Here is a 15,934-nt window from a genome sequence, read left to right as displayed (position 1 = left end):
TTTATGCCTAATTTTAGGCTCCTATTTAATTTAACCTTCACAAATCACTATTGTTGTGAATCATCTGGAAAATATTCCCTTTACCTATGAAATTGCAGATCAAAAGTGCATGCTGGAATTATACAAAAAAGATGTTTCCGCCTATTTTATTGTAAACGACACTGAGTTCAGAAATGAGACGTCAATGAAATTTTTAGATAAGATACTGGAAGCCGTCCACCTCACTGCTGATCATAATGCGAGTATTGTAAGTTTGCGTGCAGATCAATTTGTCCAAATTCCAAACAGTCATACAAGCCATCCCATCCAAATGGTATTTTTCGGAATTCCTTCCAATCAATTGAGGTATCAGGGAAAACATCAACTGCACGAATTAATAAAAAGCATCTCTGCACAATTCTTATTTGCAAAAAATCTTTCGGATTATCAATCCGACCTGGATAAAAAACTCTTATGGAAATGCTTGAAAGAAATGTTCCTTTTATAAATTTCAATCATTGACTTTATTTTAATAAGATCTAATTTTATTAAACACAAATCAGATGCAACTTCTGGTCGCCAGCCGCAATCCCCATAAAAAAATAGAAATACAAGCTGTACTCCCGCAAGCCTATCAATTACTCGACTTAAATGATCTGGATTATGCAACCGAAATTGAAGAATCGGGCCAGACATTTGAAGAGAATGCTTTGATCAAAGCCAGATTTGTATTTCAAAAATTCGGAAAAGCGTGTATTGCGGATGACAGCGGACTGGAAGTGCGGGCATTAAATCAGGCACCTGGTGTGCTTTCGGCGAGATATGCAGGTGAATCTAAAAATGATCTGAAGAATATTCAAAAATTATTGTCTGCTCTTGAAGGAATAACCGACCGACAGGCAAGATTCCGCACCATCATCGCGTATATGGATCAGGCAGGTAAAGCATATATTTTTGTAGGGGTGATCAATGGAGTCATATCTGAGAATCCCCTTGGAAATCATGGTTTTGGTTACGATCCTGTTTTTATACCACAGGGCTATCGACAAACATTTGCAGAGTTGGGTCCGGAAATCAAAAATAATATCAGCCATCGTGCAATGGCTATTGGGAAATTGATGGAGCATTTGGAGGCTGAAGGCGTAAGGCTTAAGGCTGAAGGCCAAAGGCGTAAGGCCTAAGGCTTAAGGCTGGAAGCTGGAAGCTGGAAGCTGAAAGCTGGAAGCTGGAAGCTGAAAGCTGGAAGCTGGAAGCTGGAAGCTGGAAGCTGGAAGCTGGAAGCTGGAAGCTGGAAGCTGGAAGCTGGAAGCTGGAAGCTGGAAGCTGGAAGCTGGAAGCTGGAAGCTGGAAGCTGGAAGCTGGAAGCTGGAAGCTGGAAGCTGGAAGCTGGAAGTGTAATGAAGGCATATAACTAACAATTGTTAGTATCGAAATAAAAAATAATGAATAATTGCGAAAAATTCCTAATTCCTGACTACTAATTCCTGACTACTGATCCCTGACTATCCTCCTGCCTTAGGCCTTCAGCCTTTCTCAAAATCTTTTAAAAATAAAAATCAAAAATAATTCCCGCTGCGAGGCAGATGCTGGCCATTCCGTTGGTGGAGAAAAACGCGAGATTCACTTTACTCAAGTCGCCTTTTCCGATGATGATGTGTTGAGAAATCAGCAACATAACAAATGCAGTACTTCCGATGTATATGCCGTCGTTCAAACCATAATCCCTATGCAACAACCAGGTGGCATAAAAAATGCAGATGGCGCATATAAAGTGCAAACCTGAGCTGATCCACAATGCAGTTTGAATTCCAAATTGGGCAGGGATGGATTTTAACTGATGGGATTGATCAAACTCGACATCCTGCAACGCATAAATAATGTCGAATCCTGCAACCCATGCCACGACTGCAATGGCATAAAGTGTAGGCAACAATTCAAAGCTGCCCCGTACGGCTAAAAAAGCTCCAAGCGGTGCCAGCGCCAGTCCCAGACCTAAAAACAAATGACATAACCAGAAATATCTTTTTGTGTAGGAATAACCGAGCACAATGATCAGAGCCAAAGGAGATAAAATAAAACAAACCAGATTGATCTGATATGCACTTATTATAAAGACCAATGCATTCAATGCAACGAATAGCAATGCATTTTTGGCAGAAATAAGCCCTGCAGGAATTTCACGCGATTGAGTTCGTGGATTGAGTGCATCGATGTCGCGGTCTGCCCAACGGTTGAATGCCATCGCTGCATTTCTGGCCGTGATCATGCATAACAATACCCAGATCCATAGATTGTAATTAATAGGAATTTCAGGATTGGAATGAATTCCTATGATGAATCCGATTGCTGCAAAAGGCAAAGCAAAAATGGTATGGCTGAATTTTACCAGCGATAAATAAGATTTTATTGGGGACATGATGTTGGTTGCAATTTGCCAAAAAACTTCATTGTAGTAACGAATTCATTTTTAATCACAAATTCTTCAAGCTCAAAGGTAGTCTTTTGAATCGGGTATTAAAATGCAAATGATTTAACTCTATGCAATTCGCTAAAACAAAAAACCCGTACTGAAATTCAGCACGGGCTTTATGTCTTAACTCAATAATATTTGTATTAGTTTGTAGAAGTCGCAGGTTTTGCATTAGGATCTTTTCTCACCACACCTGTAATCGTCAGGTAAGTCTGAGGAGGATTGGTATTTGCAGTCACTGTAACTTTTTTAGTTTGTTTCTGTCCGTCATCGCTGCCTTTTCCTTTAGAGTCAAATTCAACTTTGATCTCTCCGCTTGCACCGGGAGCGATAGGCTCTCTTGGCCAATCGGGAACAGTACAACCACAACTTCCTTTTGCATCGGATATGATCAATGGTTCTGAACCTGTATTTTTAAATTTAAATGAATACTTCATGTGTTCTCCTTCTTTCAATTCACCCCAATCGTGAACCATTTCAGCGAATTCCATAGTAGTTGTAGGTCCTGTTGGAGCAGCTTCCGGAGGAACAGAACCGGCTGCACCTGGGTCAGCTACGTTGGTTGCAGTTGCATCTGCAGTAAGTGCAGCATCTCCTGCACCCGCTTCTGTCTTATCAGATTTGCATGCACTGATTGCCATCAAAGCGGCAAATAAAACAAATGAAAATAATTGTACTTTTTTCATGATGGATAAATGATTTTAATTTTTGTCAACTAATTAGGTTGTAAAATTAGCTCTTATCCAACCAGACCCATTTATTCTATTTCAAACATAATGTTAACGATTATTAAAAGTTGTTTTTTTCATTTATCCACAAACTAAATTCTGCGACAGACCTGGAATTCAGACATTTATTTTTCAATAGACCTCCTTTTCTCGCTGCAAGCACGCCGTATTTTATATCACCAATCCCCTTCAGGTTATGCGCATCGGGATTAATCGAAATTTGCACCTCCTTTTCCATAGCATAAGGTATCCATTTCCAGTCGAGATCGAGTCGCATCGGATTTGCATTGAGCTCTATACAAACCCGGTTGGCTGCACAGGCTTCAATTATTTTTTTATGATCGACGGGGTATCCCGGCCGCGACAACAACAATCGCCCCGTCATGTGACCCAATATACGGGTATATGGATTTTCAATGGCTTTGATTAATCTGCTCATTGCCTTGGTTTCGTCCATTTTCAATTGACTATGTACGGATGCAATGACCAAATCAAATTTCGCAAGAATATCATCGGGATAGTCCAGTGACCCATCATTGAGTATATCGGATTCAATTGATTTATAAATCCGGAATTCCGATTTCATCCTGGAATTCAAATCATCGATTTCCCGCCATTGTTGTTCTACCCGTTCAATACTGAGTCCGTTAGCATAGAAAGCAGCGCGCGAGTGATCTGATATGACCAGGTACTCATATCCCAGCCGGATGCATTCATCTGCCATTTGTGCAATGCTGTAGATTCCATCGCTATAAGTCGTATGTGTATGAATCACCCCTTTAATATCTTGATCTCCGATGAGTTCTGAATCATTCAATTGCGCAAATACATCCAGATCTCTGCATTCAGGAGGAACGTATGCGATTTTGTTCCGATGAAATAAGTCCGATTCAGAGTCTGCATCTTTGTTTTCCAACTTACTGATTATGTCCGAAATAAAAGATTCACTCCCTCCTGTATGTAAAGCGAGCTGATAATAATATTCACTCCGTGTACACTCATAAATTTCAACAGGGATGTGTTCTTTCCAGAAATACTTTTCTTTTTCCTGATGTTTCAACCGATCCGGTATTTGTCCGATCTCGCCTTGAAGTAAAAGTTCAATTTTATCGAGCACAGGAAGTGCTCTTCTCAATCCACCACAAACTTCGATCTTTATTCCCGGGTTTAATTTTTCCAATTCGCAAATCAAATCAGCCGCTTCAGTTTCCAATTTTGGATACAAATAAAAACTGGCCTGACTATCGAAAAATGCGATGTTGTTCAGTACATCTTCCTGGATTTTTTTTCCAAATCCTTTTAATTCGATCAATCGGTTTTCTTCGCAGGCGTAAGCTAATTCTCCTATAGATTCAATATTCAGTTCTTTCCAGATGCTTTTTACTTTTTTGGGACCGAGTCCTTTGATGCGCAACATCTGTCTGACTCCTTCGGGTGTTTTTTGTCTGAATTCTTCAATAGCCTGAAAAGTATTTTTGGATTTCAGCTCTTCAAGTTTTTCCCGGATAGCAGTTCCTATTCCTTTGATTTGCGCCCACTCAGATGGATCCATTTCAAGCAGTGGAACATCCATTTTGCGTAAGGCCAGATAGGCATTTTCATAAGTTCTGGTTTTGAAAGGATTCTCATCGTGGAGTTCCATGAGGTTTGCCAATTCGTGAAATAAACCGGCAATGTCCTTATTTGTCATTTTTTTTCGTTTATCGATCCGGCATGTATGATGTCCGCTTTAGTTTAAGCCAAAAATAGAACTTTAAAATTTATTTTCCAAACCAGCCAAATAAAAACACTCCAAACTAAAGAAGTGCTTGGTGAACATGCTGTATTAAAGCCAGTACTTCCATTTAATTAAGCATGCACCAAATTAATAGCAGATAGTTCTATGCCAATTTCATGGATAGCATTAATTATTCTTTTAGTTTGAACTTGTGATGGTTTCTTTTTTCCTTGCACGTACTGTGAAAGTAAAGTTGGATTCATTCCTATTTTCTCTGCTATAACTTTTGCATTTAATACACGGTAATATTGAAAGAACTGTTTAAAATCTATATGATATTGTATTTTGAAATTTGAAGGCGTTTTTTTTCCATCGTCAAAATATAATTGAGTAGCTTCATTTGCATTTCCAATTAATTCCGCCAAGTTTTTTCCCGTAGTATAGATGGGAAAATCTTCAGCGTAAGCTGAAAACCCGGATTTGGTTTTCTCCACAATGAATTCTACTTTCTTAAGTCTTTTCATGAATTACTTTTTACGAATTCCTGCTTCTTTGAGAATTTTTAATTCAAGTCCTTTTCCAATTTCCTGACTTCCATGATTTGGGAAGATAATTACATTTGTCTTCAAAGTATGCTTAAGTTTAATGTGGGAGCCATTTTGCTTCATTGGATACCACCCAGCCTTAAGCAAAATCCTGTATAACTCAGAACATTTCAACCCAACAAAGGTAAACAATTATTTACCTTTTACAAATAAATTTTTAATAACTGTTTTAGGTATTGGCTCGATCGTATTAATAACGTTCCTCCATTCTTCGCATCCTGATTTGTCTGCTTCGGTTGCTCCTGAAAATTCCATAAACAACAACCAATCCGATAGGAAGCAGGAAGTTGAGATATTTTATCGTGTTTCTTTTCGAGTCTGTCAATTCTTCAATAGGTCTGGTTTCAACTGATTTCGTGCGAAGATCAATCAGCCCAGTATCGTCACTTAAATAATCGATGCTGTTGACCAGCAGACTGATGTTGTCTTCACTTTGTCTGCGTTGCTCTTTGCCATTGATTGCAAAGTCACCGTCTGTAATCACAATGATGCTTCCTCCCGCTTTAGCTTTTAATACTCCACCAACTGCAATATTTTTTTCCGTAAAATCTGCTTCTGTCCAATTGCGCTGCACATTGAATTGCAAGGGTACATTTTCGCGGGAGGATTTTTCAGAAGTGTAGAGTATCGGGGTAAATTCATAATCCGGATTCCCTGTAAAATTGATCGGGCTTGCAAATTCCAGCATGACCTGTTCAAGTCCTTTGGTCAACGGATGTCCTGAAAATTTCTGGATCAAAGGAAGGTATGGAAATTGTACAGGTGTGGAGAATGAAAAAAATCCTTGCTGCTGCGTGACATTGACCTGACCGCAACGTGTATCTCTGACCAGGGCATCTTCGACCTCCAGCCCTTTTGTCGAAAGCCATTGTTTTATGCCTGTATTTAATGGAGTTGCCATGCCATATTGGATGTTGGCCTCTACCTGATTGTATGCGAGCACTAAATTTCCACCATTTGCCAGGTATTGATCCAGGCGAGCTAAATGATCGGGCGGAATGCTGTCGTTTGGTTTGATCATGACCAAGGTCTTATAAATGCTGAGATCAACTGTATCGTATTCCACATAACTTGAATTCACTTGGTAAAGGATGCTCAACTCCTGATACGCCTGAGCAAGATCTTGCAGCGTGGCTTCCCCATGGCCCTGAACAAATCCAACCTTAGGTTTATTTTTTCCAACGAGTTTTTTTATTCCTGTTGTAAATGCATATTCCATAGCGATACCAGGTTGGATGACGGGTACGACATCTTTAGCATCTCCAACTTTAATCACTGCGCCCAGATATGCTTTTTGCTGTTTGGCCTGGTCCTTTTCGCGGACATTGATCATAACGGGACGGATGCCTTCTTTATTGGCTTCCTCTTCAGTAGCTGCGCTTTCATTAGGATTGATAAACCGGTAAGTCAATTTTCCTTTAGACAAATTCGCATATTCATTCAGGAGATTATCGAGTTCCTCTCTTGATTTTGCGATATCGACCGGCAGTCCTTCAGAAAAATATGCGATCACCTCAATATTTTCATCGAGACTTTTTAGAATTTCTTTGGTGGCTTTAGACAGCGTGAATGCATTGTTTTCGGTGAGGTCTAATCTGACAAAAAGATATTTTGAAAAATAATTCAAGGCCACGAACGCCAACAAAACAATCAGGATAATATTGTATTTAGATTTTAACATTTTGACTTATTTTGTGCGTTTGGTAACAAATAATTCTGCCAGATACAATGCGGCCAGGCATAAACTACCAAAAAACAAAAGGTCTTTGGTATCAACCACTCCCCGGGACATGGAGTCAAAATGCCGCGATGCGCTTAGACTGCTGAGCAATTGCCCTATAAAACCCGAAGACCCATAAGACATCATATCAAAAATAAAATGAAAAAAGACACCGATGAGCAAAGCAAGCAGAAATGCAATGATCTGATTGTTGGTGATGCTGCTGGCAAACAGCCCGATGGAAATATAACCCGCACTTAAAAGCAAGAGTCCGAGATAACCGCATAACGTTGCACCGTGGTCTATGTTTCCGATGCTGCTTACCGTAATGTAATAACTAAGTGTAAATGCTAAAGTAATGGCGATCAGCAACACGCAGGCGAGGAATTTTCCCAATACAATTTGTCTGGCAGTGATCGCACGAGTGAGCAATAATTCTATGGTTCCTGTTTTATTTTCCTCAGCCATCATGCGCATGGTTATCGCAGGAATAAAAAAGAACAATGTCCATTTTGAAACGCTGAAAAACACTGCCAGGTCTGCCTCTTTTCTCAGAAAAATATCGGAGCCGGAAATCCAGGTGAAAAATCCGCTAAACCCGAGAAATGCTATAATTAATATATAGGCTGCGAGGGAGTCGAAAAATGCATTCAACTCTTTTTTTGTAATGATCCAAACCGGAGAACTCATAATTAATATTTATTAAGATCAGTATTAGTTTAAAGTCAGGTCTCTGAAAATATCTTCGAGTTTCGTCTCAAACGGAATCAACTCAAGCAATTCCAGATGATTGGCGACACAAGCATGAAACACAGCTGCATTGGAAGTTTTGCCGTGTTTGCTTTGGATTTCAAGCATGCCTTTGACGGGATCCAACCATTTGACCAGCTCAACTGAAGGCAGCTCAGAAAAAATCGAAAACATGTGTTCACTGGAAGCTCCACTCACCCGGATTTGCAGCAATTGTTTTCCTTCGGATCGGGCGCGCAGTTCTTCCACACTCCCATCGGCGACGATCTTGCCTTTGTTGATGATCAAAATCCGATCGCAGGTTGCCTCGACTTCAGGTAGAATGTGCGTACTCAGTATAACGGTTTTTTCTCGACCGAGTTTGCGGATCAATTCTCTGATCTCGACGATCTGGTTGGGATCGAGTCCGGTAGTGGGTTCATCCAGAATTAAAATTTTGGGATTATGTATGATGGCTTGAGCCAAACCGACCCGTTGTCTGAAACCTTTCGACAATTCGCCGATCTTTTTGTGTTTTTCAATATCGAGACCACAGATCCTCACCATTTCGCGGACCCGCTGCGGTATATCAGATTCGGCCATCCCTTGCAAAGCGGCCATAAATCCAAGGTAATCAATGACCGGCATGTCCTCGTAAAGTGGATTGTGCTCCGGTAAGTAGCCAATCTGGCGCCTGATATCGGCATCCAAAGAGCTGCGGTTGCCATACCAGATTTGGCCTGAATCGGCTTGTAAATACTGGGTCAGCATTTTCATAGTGGTAGTTTTACCAGCCCCGTTGGGTCCCAGGAAGCCAACGATCTCTCCTGACCTGATGGCAAAGGAAATATGATCTACCGCTTTTTGCAGGCCGTAATGTTTACTTAAGTTCTCAATCCGGACATCCATATGGTCATTATTAGTTTGCAAAAATAAAAGGATGATGCGAATACGGGTAAGCCGGGTCTAAATTTCCCGGACAGTGAAAACACTACTTCCTGAAAATCAATCCTTGAACGGTTTTTAAAATTTTCTTAAAATCGGATACGATTTTTCAATTCCAATTAAATCGAATAGTCAGACCGAGGTAATGTAAATTCGCAGCACAAACGATCTGCTTATTCCTGCGCATAAAAAAATAGTTTATCTGGTATCCCATGGTTTTGCGGCCCGCATGCTGATGCAGACCAATCTGTTAGGCCGCCTGGCAGAAAGGGGACATGCTGTTTATCTGATTTCTCCGGATGAAAAAGATCCGGTTATGAAGAGCTATTGCATGGAGCAGCATATTTCGCTATTGCGTTTTCAGTCGCGTCGTTTTCTCTGGAAAACAAATTACAGTTTATACCGGACCTATTTTCTGGAAGATGTCCGCTCCAATCCGGCATTACTGGAAAAACATCATTACGAAGTGTATCGCATGAAATCCCGGTATTTCCTGCTGAAATATATTCCACGTGTACTCATGTTGATCCATGGATTGTTCAAGAAATTTTCGATGCTCCGGAATTTATATCAAAAATTAGAACAATTCTTGTTGAGGGATAGATCTGCCATAAATTCAATCCGGCAAATCGCCCCGGACCTTGTGATTTCAACCTATCCGGCCAACATCCACGAAGGTGTCTTCCTGCAGAATGCAAAAAATTTAGGGATACGTACAGCCATTCACTTGCTCAGTTGGGACAACATTACCAGTAAAGGTCGGTTTTACGCAAGAGCAGATTTCTTTATGGCCTGGGGACCCCTTATGAAGGAGGAACTGCTTCAATATTATCCACTCGAACCCCAACAAATTTACGAATGCGGTGTACCTCATTTTGATTTGCACCATCAGATTCAATCTGACCCCGATCGTTGGCGCCTCATCCGCGAAACCGGAATCAATCCGGAAAAACCATACCTGCTATTTGGAATGAGCAGCCCGCGATTTGTGCCTTACGAAATCGAAATTGTGGAAATGCTATCCGCGCTGATTGAAGATCAATACTTCGGACCTGACTTACAGATGTTAGTAAGGCCTCATCCTCAAAACATGCAGGGTGGAATGGCCGATCCGAGTTGGCTGCCTCGTTTGCAAAAACTGGAAAGCAAACGCATTCGCATTTTTTATCCATTAATGGTCGACAGCAAAATGCCATGGAGTATGCAAACTGCTGATATGCAAAAACTTGCAGCGGTAATAAGCGGATGCCTGGTATGCATCAATTCCTGTTCGACCTTGTCGATAGATGCGCTTATGGCAGGCAAGTCAAACATAGCTCCCATGTTTGATGGAAAGCATCATCCACCAGCCTGGAAATCTGCCAAACGCTTATTGGAATACATACATATCAAGAAGCTTGTCCAAAACCACGGCATCGAAGTTGCCTGTAATGAAAATGAATTAAATCAGCTCATAACTGAAATATTAAAAGACCCAAATTCAAAATACAACAAAGCCATCCAGGCTAAGATGGCAGAATGTGGTGAAACCTATGGGCAGGCTACTGAAAATGTAATTCGCTGTATTGCGAAAGAATGTGGGAGTTGATTGATGATCGATGGACGCATAGGAGTTTCGGGATTTCGACGTTTCGACGTTTCGACGTTTCGTCCCGATAAAATATAAAGAATTATTTCTTTACTAAAATATTATGTCATTTTATCGGGATTTCGACGTTTCGGGATTTCGACGTTTTGACGTTTTGACGTTTTGACGTTTTGACGTTTTGACGTTTCAGGATTTCGACGTTTTGACTTTTTGACTTCTTGACTTTTTGACGTTTTGACGTTTCGACATTTCGAAGTTTCGAAGTTTCGACTTTTCGACGTTTCGACGTTTTGACGTTTTGACTTTTTAATGATAAATTAAATATAAAGATCTGCGTAAATCTGCGAAATCCCCGCCCGAACGACTTAAATTTTACAAATAATAAACTAATCATTTCAGTCGGGCAAGTGCGGGAAATAGAAGGAAGAGGTTTTCGTAACACGTTTCGACGTTTCGAAGTTTCGAAGTTTCGAAGTTTCGACGTTTTGACTTTTTGACGTTTTGACGTTTTAATGATAAATTAAATATAAAGATCTGCGTAAATCTGCGAAATCCCCGCCCGAACGACTTAAATTTTACAAATAATAAACTAATCATTTCAGTCGGGCAGGTGCGGGAAATAAATGAAAGAGGTTTTCGTCCCGACGTTTTGACTTTTTGACTTTTTGACTTTTTGACGTTTTGACGTTTCGATTTCAGATCTCAGTTTTTCACGAACTGCCTGATCCATGTCTGAATTGCCAATAAAGCCAGGATGGAATAAGCGGCATCGCGTTTTCCGGATTTATTGTCAACAAGGAGGGCATGGACAGCATGTGGATTAAAAATACCCAGTTTTTTCAATTTTTCTGCCGACAGCTCTGTATCGATTTTACTCTGGAGTTCATTTTTGATCCATCTTCTGACAGGTCCTCCAAATCCGGTTTTTTTACGATAAAGAATTTCAGGAGGCAGATAGCGCTCTCCCAGTTTTCGAAGCAAATATTTGGTGGTGTTCCCTTTTAATTTATACGGATCCGGAAGTGAAAAACTAAATTGAACCAAATCCTTATCTAAAAATGGAACTCTGATTTCAACTCCATGCTTCATTCCGATTTTGTCGGTATAATTCAGATTGTGGTCGGGCAAATAATACCTGGACTCCAAATACAATTGCCTGGTCAATCCACTTATATCTTTGGGTAAATCCTTGAGTTCTTTCAAAAAAATGTCATGAGGATCGTAATCATGCAGTTGGGTTTTGACTTGCTCTGAAAAAAGCTGCCTGGTTTCTTCCGTACCGATCCAATCGAAATAGGAAACCAACCTTTCATTCAGATCTTTATAATCGAAATTCGACAATAATTTTCGCAACCTTCTGAATTTTGGAATGTCATCCGGTAAAATATGCGATGCTGATTTAATCCATCGCCTGAAAGTTAGAGGAAGCCCAGCCAGATAGGGATCCCAGGCATACGCCTGATGCCTTCTATATCCCGAAAACAAATCATCCCCGCCCATCCCGCTAATTAAAACATAATATCCTTTTTCCCGTGCCAGCTTCGATATGGCATCAATATACAAGGGCACTGCATCGCCTTGTGGTTCATCCATATGCCAGATCATGTTATCCAATGCATGCGGATTCATTTTTTGAGAAGAAATAACTTCCAGATCCAGGTTTAAATGTGCTGCCAGGAGTTTTGCAAAAGGAAGGTCCTCGTCAAAGCCCTCTTCTTTATTGATGGCATCCGAAATGGTAAATCCTTTAATGCTTTGATTTGGAAACAGTTTCCTATGCATTGCAGCAAGCAAACTCGAATCCAATCCGCCGGAAATAAAATATCCAACCGGCACATCCGACTGCAACTGGCGTTTCACCGCCTGCTGTAAAAGTGCATCCAATTCGTCAACCCATTGTTTTTCGGTTTTATCAGATTTTTTTACAGACAATGGCCAATTATAATATCTGATGATTTCAAACTGCTCCGGATGATCGAGAGAAAGTTTCAAATAACTTCCAGAATCTAACTTCCGTACGTGTTGAAAAGCCGTTGCAATTCCGGGAGCATATAAGTATTGTATATAATTAAAAATCGCTTTGTAATCCAGTGTTTTGTCGAAACCGGAAATCTGAACCAAGGCTTTTAGCTCAGAAGAAAACCCAAAGAATTCATCCTGATGGCAATAGTAAAGAGGCTTTACACCAAATGGATCCCGTGCAAGGAACAATTCCCTCGAGGTCGTATCGTAAACGGCAAGAGCAAAGATCCCGTTTAACTTTGCAAATGTATTAACACCCCATTTCGAAAATGCAAGTAGTATAGTTTCTGTATCTGATTGGGACTTAAATTCAAATTCGCTACCCAATTCCTGACGAATCTCCAGATGATTGTAAATTTCACCGTTGTAGACGATTACAAAACGCCCGTCATCTGTTGACATCGGCTGGTGTGCATGATCGCTTAAATCGAGTATGGAAAGCCTGTAATGTATGAGTTTGATCCCATCGGATTCAAAGTATCCGTCATCGTCAGGTCCCCGGTGTTGTATAATTTTACCATCGAGCTTTGTTATTGCCAGCTGATCTTCGGCCACTAATCCAAGTATCCCACACATCTCTCCGTCTGATATTATATGTTGTTATTTAATGGAATCAAGTTTTTCAAATAGCCTGTCGTTTACTTTTTTCCATTCAAAAGGTTCAGATGAATTCCAGGCATTTCGTCTGAGTTTGTCAAACAAATCACTATCCAAATTCAGGATGATATTCAACCAGGATTCGACGTCTCTATTGTTGATTAAAAATCCGTTGTACTGGTCTTGCACAAGTTCATGCAGATTAAGCCAATCCGAACACATCACAGGCAGGCCTGCTCCTAAGGCTTCAATAATAACCCCCGGATACCCTTCTCCAGAATGAAAAGTCGGAAACAACAGCACATCATATGTTTGCAAAACATTCGATACTTCGAATGGATGGAGCACGCCTTTATAGTAATTTTCATTTGATAAAAAATCGTATTTATGGTCCAGGATCGGACCATATACATCCAGGGTAAAACCGGCTGGCAATAATTTTTTTATCTGTATGATCATGTCGATGCCCTTAGCTTCATGGACCTGACTGACGTACACAAATTTTTTTGAATACGGTTTTAACTCAGCGCTCTGTGGAGGAAATTTTCTGGATGTAGGAAGCCACTCGATATTTTTTACCTGCGATCTGAATTTATGAACCAGCGCCTGCGTTTGAAGTAAAAAGAGGTCTGCTTTGGCAATGATTTTTGAAAATATTATTTTTTTGTAATTCGAATAGCCCGGCAGCACACGCTCTTCATTGCCTCCGAAGACGCGAATCACCAATTTTTTATTCCATAAGCGGATATAGCCATACAACAAAGGAGCCAGAACATACATGCCACCGGGGCTAACATTCAAGAACACGATTTTACATTTGGGTATGAACAAAACCGAGAAAAACATAACCCATAACAGATTTAATAAATCGAAATTCCTTTTTGAAAACCTGTTTGTTCTGATGACTGAAAATGACTTACCGGAACTCCATGCATATTCACAAAGCATTTCGAAACTAATCGTTGTTCCTCCAATATCTTTGGCTGCATTTTTAAATTGTGGCCCATAAATCAGGTAAGTGCAAGGAAAATTATTTCTTACCTTCATAATGATGAGTTCATGGCCCTGATCACTTTACAGGGATTCCCGGCAGCAATCGTGTTTGATGGAATATCAGCAGTAACAACGGAACCGGCTCCAACGACTACATTGTCTCCAATGGTCACCCCCTTCAAAATGATTACTTTATCCCCTATCCAGACCCTGCTGCCAATTTTTACCGGGCTGGTGATATAACCATCGAATGTCAATTCATGTTCTTGCCATTTCAACTGGTGATCGTGATCGTAAATGGAAACCCCTGAGGCTATTAATACCTGATTTCCAATTTGAACCTCCCGATGGCTTACGATCCTTACGTTGTCATTGATATATGTATGATCGCCGATAATTAATTTGCCTTGCACATCAATGTAGTTATATCTGCCGAACGTACTCCTTTGGCCAAGTTCCAAGAAGCCTGTCAAACGAAACAAACTCCCGCTTCCAACGGCATGTAAACCAGATGCTTTTATTTTTCCAAAATGCAAACATCTCCAACCCAAATACCTGATGACATTTAAAATTTTTTCAAACATTTCCTGGCATTAATTGATCAAAGGATTTTCATCTGACAGATACCAGCTGACAAATTCTTTCAATCCTCTTTCTATATTCATTTGAGGACGATAATGAATTTTGGAAACGAGTTTGTCGATATTGGCAAAAGTTGTTTTCATTTCTCCTTCAAAAGATTCAATCTTATTGATTTGAGCCGTATGTCCGGAATATTTCTCGAGCAATTGGATAAAGTGCATCAACTCAACAGGCTGGTTGTTTCCGATATTGTAAATTTCAAAATATTGATTTGGACCTGGTATCGCATCCAGCAGTTTGCTCATAGAAATAACGATGTCGCTTATATGGGTAAAATCTCTTTGTAAATTTCCTTGGCCAAAGACATCGAGCACTTGCCCTTTCACGATCATATTCATAAATTTGAAATAAGCCATATCTGGCCTTCCGTAAGGTCCATAAACTGTAAAAAACCGCAAAGCACTGGTAGGAATTTTATACAAATTTGCATATGCGTATGCCAGTAATTCATTGGACGCTTTTGTAGCGGCATACAAATTCAATGGTTTTGAAATGGAATGATCTTCAGAAAACGGAACTTCTAGATTGCCACCATAAACACTGCTGCTGCTGGCAAATATGAAATGCTTCACCCTCCATAACTTCGCCAACTCCATCATCTGAAAAAATCCAAGGAGATTGGATTGAATATACGTTTCAGGGTATTGAAAGCTGTATCGGACTCCAGCCTGTGCAGCCAGATGTATGATGTAATCGCAATGAAGATCGGCAACTACCGAGCTTAGTAAAGCGGAATCAGTGATATCGACCTTGCAAAAAAATAAATTCGAAAATTTTGAAGAAGTTACCCAATTTGCTCCCGGGGCCCTGGAATCAGAAATTCCAAGATTTGTCAATCTCTTTTCTTTAAGACTGACGTCGTAATAAGAATTGAGATTATCGATAATGTAAACCACATTGGATGCATCCCTGATCAGGCTATCTGCCAAATGGTAACCAATAAATCCAGCTCCACCGGTCAATAATATCTTATTCAATCTGGGCCTCTTTTTTATAATCGATTCAAGACCAGCTTACCATCCTGGCTGAGTCTTATATTAAAATATTTTTAATGTGTAAAAATATGTATTTTTGGGCATTTCACGGTACAATCCCTGGAATTCGCCATGAAAACTTCAAAAATCGTTGCATTCCTTAAACATTACACACCATGCTTCACTTGTGCTTTCATTTCGACTTTATTTTAAATTCTCTTACCT

At 40.2% G+C, this 15,934-nt stretch carries 15 protein-coding genes; 3 read left to right on the top strand and 12 right to left on the bottom strand.

What is annotated here, in order from left to right:
- Window positions 1–55: 55 nt before the first annotated feature.
- Window positions 56–487: a hypothetical protein gene (locus tag IPM34_06345; GenBank protein ID MBK8955161.1), complete on the top strand. Its 432-nt coding sequence runs from the start codon at window positions 56–58 to the stop codon at window positions 485–487.
- Between the two features lie 55 nt (window positions 488–542).
- A complete protein-coding gene (gene rdgB / locus IPM34_06340; GenBank protein ID MBK8955160.1) occupies window positions 543–1,160 on the top strand; it encodes an RdgB/HAM1 family non-canonical purine NTP pyrophosphatase in 618 nt (205 codons plus the stop codon).
- A gap of 362 nt (window positions 1,161–1,522) precedes the next feature.
- On the opposite strand, the gene IPM34_06335 is transcribed toward rdgB, so the two are convergent.
- The 8 genes from IPM34_06335 to IPM34_06300 all read right to left on the bottom strand — a co-directional run bounded on the left by IPM34_06335 (window position 1,523) and on the right by IPM34_06300 (window position 8,857).
- Complete coding sequence (locus IPM34_06335) at window positions 1,523–2,395, bottom strand: UbiA family prenyltransferase (GenBank protein MBK8955159.1); 873 nt, start codon at window positions 2,393–2,395, stop codon at window positions 1,523–1,525.
- Window positions 2,396–2,592: 197 nt separating this feature from the next.
- Window positions 2,593–3,135, bottom strand: a complete 543-nt coding sequence (locus tag IPM34_06330) for a DUF1573 domain-containing protein (GenBank protein MBK8955158.1) — start codon at window positions 3,133–3,135, stop codon at window positions 2,593–2,595.
- 103 nt (window positions 3,136–3,238) lie between these two features.
- Complete coding sequence (locus IPM34_06325; GenBank protein MBK8955157.1) at window positions 3,239–4,867, bottom strand: DNA polymerase/3'-5' exonuclease PolX; 1,629 nt, start codon at window positions 4,865–4,867, stop codon at window positions 3,239–3,241.
- A gap of 158 nt (window positions 4,868–5,025) precedes the next feature.
- Window positions 5,026–5,418, bottom strand: a complete 393-nt coding sequence (locus tag IPM34_06320) for an XRE family transcriptional regulator (protein MBK8955156.1) — start codon at window positions 5,416–5,418, stop codon at window positions 5,026–5,028.
- 3 nt (window positions 5,419–5,421) lie between these two features.
- Window positions 5,422–5,631 (bottom strand): type II toxin-antitoxin system HicA family toxin, encoded by a 210-nt coding sequence (locus IPM34_06315; protein ID MBK8955155.1) that lies wholly within the window; start codon window positions 5,629–5,631, stop codon window positions 5,422–5,424.
- Window positions 5,632–5,689: 58 nt separating this feature from the next.
- The gene (locus tag IPM34_06310) at window positions 5,690–7,180 is read right to left on the bottom strand and encodes a Gldg family protein (GenBank protein ID MBK8955154.1); all 1,491 of its coding nucleotides are present in this window, start codon (window positions 7,178–7,180) and stop codon (window positions 5,690–5,692) included.
- Window positions 7,181–7,186: 6 nt separating this feature from the next.
- Window positions 7,187–7,909: an ABC transporter permease subunit gene (locus IPM34_06305; protein ID MBK8955153.1), complete on the bottom strand. Its 723-nt coding sequence runs from the start codon at window positions 7,907–7,909 to the stop codon at window positions 7,187–7,189.
- 24 nt (window positions 7,910–7,933) lie between these two features.
- On the bottom strand, window positions 7,934–8,857 hold the full coding sequence (locus tag IPM34_06300; GenBank protein MBK8955152.1) for an ATP-binding cassette domain-containing protein: 924 nt from the start codon (window positions 8,855–8,857) through the stop codon (window positions 7,934–7,936).
- Window positions 8,858–9,128: 271 nt separating this feature from the next.
- On the opposite strand from IPM34_06300, the gene IPM34_06295 reads away from it, so the two are divergent.
- On the top strand, window positions 9,129–10,481 hold the full coding sequence (locus IPM34_06295; protein MBK8955151.1) for a hypothetical protein: 1,353 nt from the start codon (window positions 9,129–9,131) through the stop codon (window positions 10,479–10,481).
- A 702-nt stretch (window positions 10,482–11,183) separates the two neighbouring features.
- Here IPM34_06295 and asnB read toward each other — a convergent pair.
- The 4 genes from asnB to IPM34_06275 are packed head-to-tail and all read right to left on the bottom strand — an operon-like array spanning window position 11,184 to window position 15,712.
- Window positions 11,184–13,079 (bottom strand): asparagine synthase (glutamine-hydrolyzing), encoded by a 1,896-nt coding sequence (gene asnB / locus IPM34_06290; protein MBK8955150.1) that lies wholly within the window; start codon window positions 13,077–13,079, stop codon window positions 11,184–11,186.
- A gap of 24 nt (window positions 13,080–13,103) precedes the next feature.
- Window positions 13,104–14,147, bottom strand: a complete 1,044-nt coding sequence (locus IPM34_06285) for a glycosyltransferase family 4 protein (GenBank protein ID MBK8955149.1) — start codon at window positions 14,145–14,147, stop codon at window positions 13,104–13,106.
- Window positions 14,144–14,677, bottom strand: coding sequence for an acyltransferase (locus IPM34_06280; protein ID MBK8955148.1), 534 nt, complete (start codon window positions 14,675–14,677; stop codon window positions 14,144–14,146). The genes IPM34_06285 and IPM34_06280 overlap by 4 nt, the downstream gene beginning before the upstream one ends.
- Window positions 14,678–14,686: 9 nt before the next feature.
- Entirely contained in the window at window positions 14,687–15,712 is a 1,026-nt protein-coding gene (locus tag IPM34_06275; protein MBK8955147.1) for a GDP-mannose 4,6-dehydratase, read from the bottom strand.
- Window positions 15,713–15,934 lie beyond the last annotated feature (222 nt).

Source organism: Saprospiraceae bacterium (assembly GCA_016716185.1).
In the GTDB taxonomy this organism is placed as follows: Bacteria; Bacteroidota; Bacteroidia; order Chitinophagales; family Saprospiraceae; genus Vicinibacter.
Note: the sequence above shows the minus strand (reverse complement) of the source record. Positions and strands in the feature narration are given on the sequence as shown.

What these genes read in the sequence shown, in the direction of transcription:
- rdgB (MBK8955160.1), top strand. Translation starts at nt 543, where the DNA reads ATGCAACTTCTGGTCGCCAGCCGCAATCCCCATAAAAAAATAGAAATA.
- IPM34_06335 (MBK8955159.1), bottom strand. Translation starts at nt 2,395, where the DNA reads ATGTCCCCAATAAAATCTTATTTATCGCTGGTAAAATTCAGCCATACC.
- IPM34_06330 (MBK8955158.1), bottom strand. Translation starts at nt 3,135, where the DNA reads ATGAAAAAAGTACAATTATTTTCATTTGTTTTATTTGCCGCTTTGATG.
- IPM34_06325 (MBK8955157.1), bottom strand. Translation starts at nt 4,867, where the DNA reads ATGACAAATAAGGACATTGCCGGTTTATTTCACGAATTGGCAAACCTC.
- IPM34_06320 (MBK8955156.1), bottom strand. Translation starts at nt 5,418, where the DNA reads ATGAAAAGACTTAAGAAAGTAGAATTCATTGTGGAGAAAACCAAATCC.
- IPM34_06310 (MBK8955154.1), bottom strand. Translation starts at nt 7,180, where the DNA reads ATGTTAAAATCTAAATACAATATTATCCTGATTGTTTTGTTGGCGTTC.
- IPM34_06305 (MBK8955153.1), bottom strand. Translation starts at nt 7,909, where the DNA reads ATGAGTTCTCCGGTTTGGATCATTACAAAAAAAGAGTTGAATGCATTT.
- IPM34_06300 (MBK8955152.1), bottom strand. Translation starts at nt 8,857, where the DNA reads ATGGATGTCCGGATTGAGAACTTAAGTAAACATTACGGCCTGCAAAAA.
- IPM34_06295 (MBK8955151.1), top strand. Translation starts at nt 9,129, where the DNA reads ATGCAGACCAATCTGTTAGGCCGCCTGGCAGAAAGGGGACATGCTGTT.
- asnB (MBK8955150.1), bottom strand. Translation starts at nt 13,079, where the DNA reads ATGTGTGGGATACTTGGATTAGTGGCCGAAGATCAGCTGGCAATAACA.
- IPM34_06285 (MBK8955149.1), bottom strand. Translation starts at nt 14,147, where the DNA reads ATGAAGGTAAGAAATAATTTTCCTTGCACTTACCTGATTTATGGGCCA.
- IPM34_06280 (MBK8955148.1), bottom strand. Translation starts at nt 14,677, where the DNA reads ATGTTTGAAAAAATTTTAAATGTCATCAGGTATTTGGGTTGGAGATGT.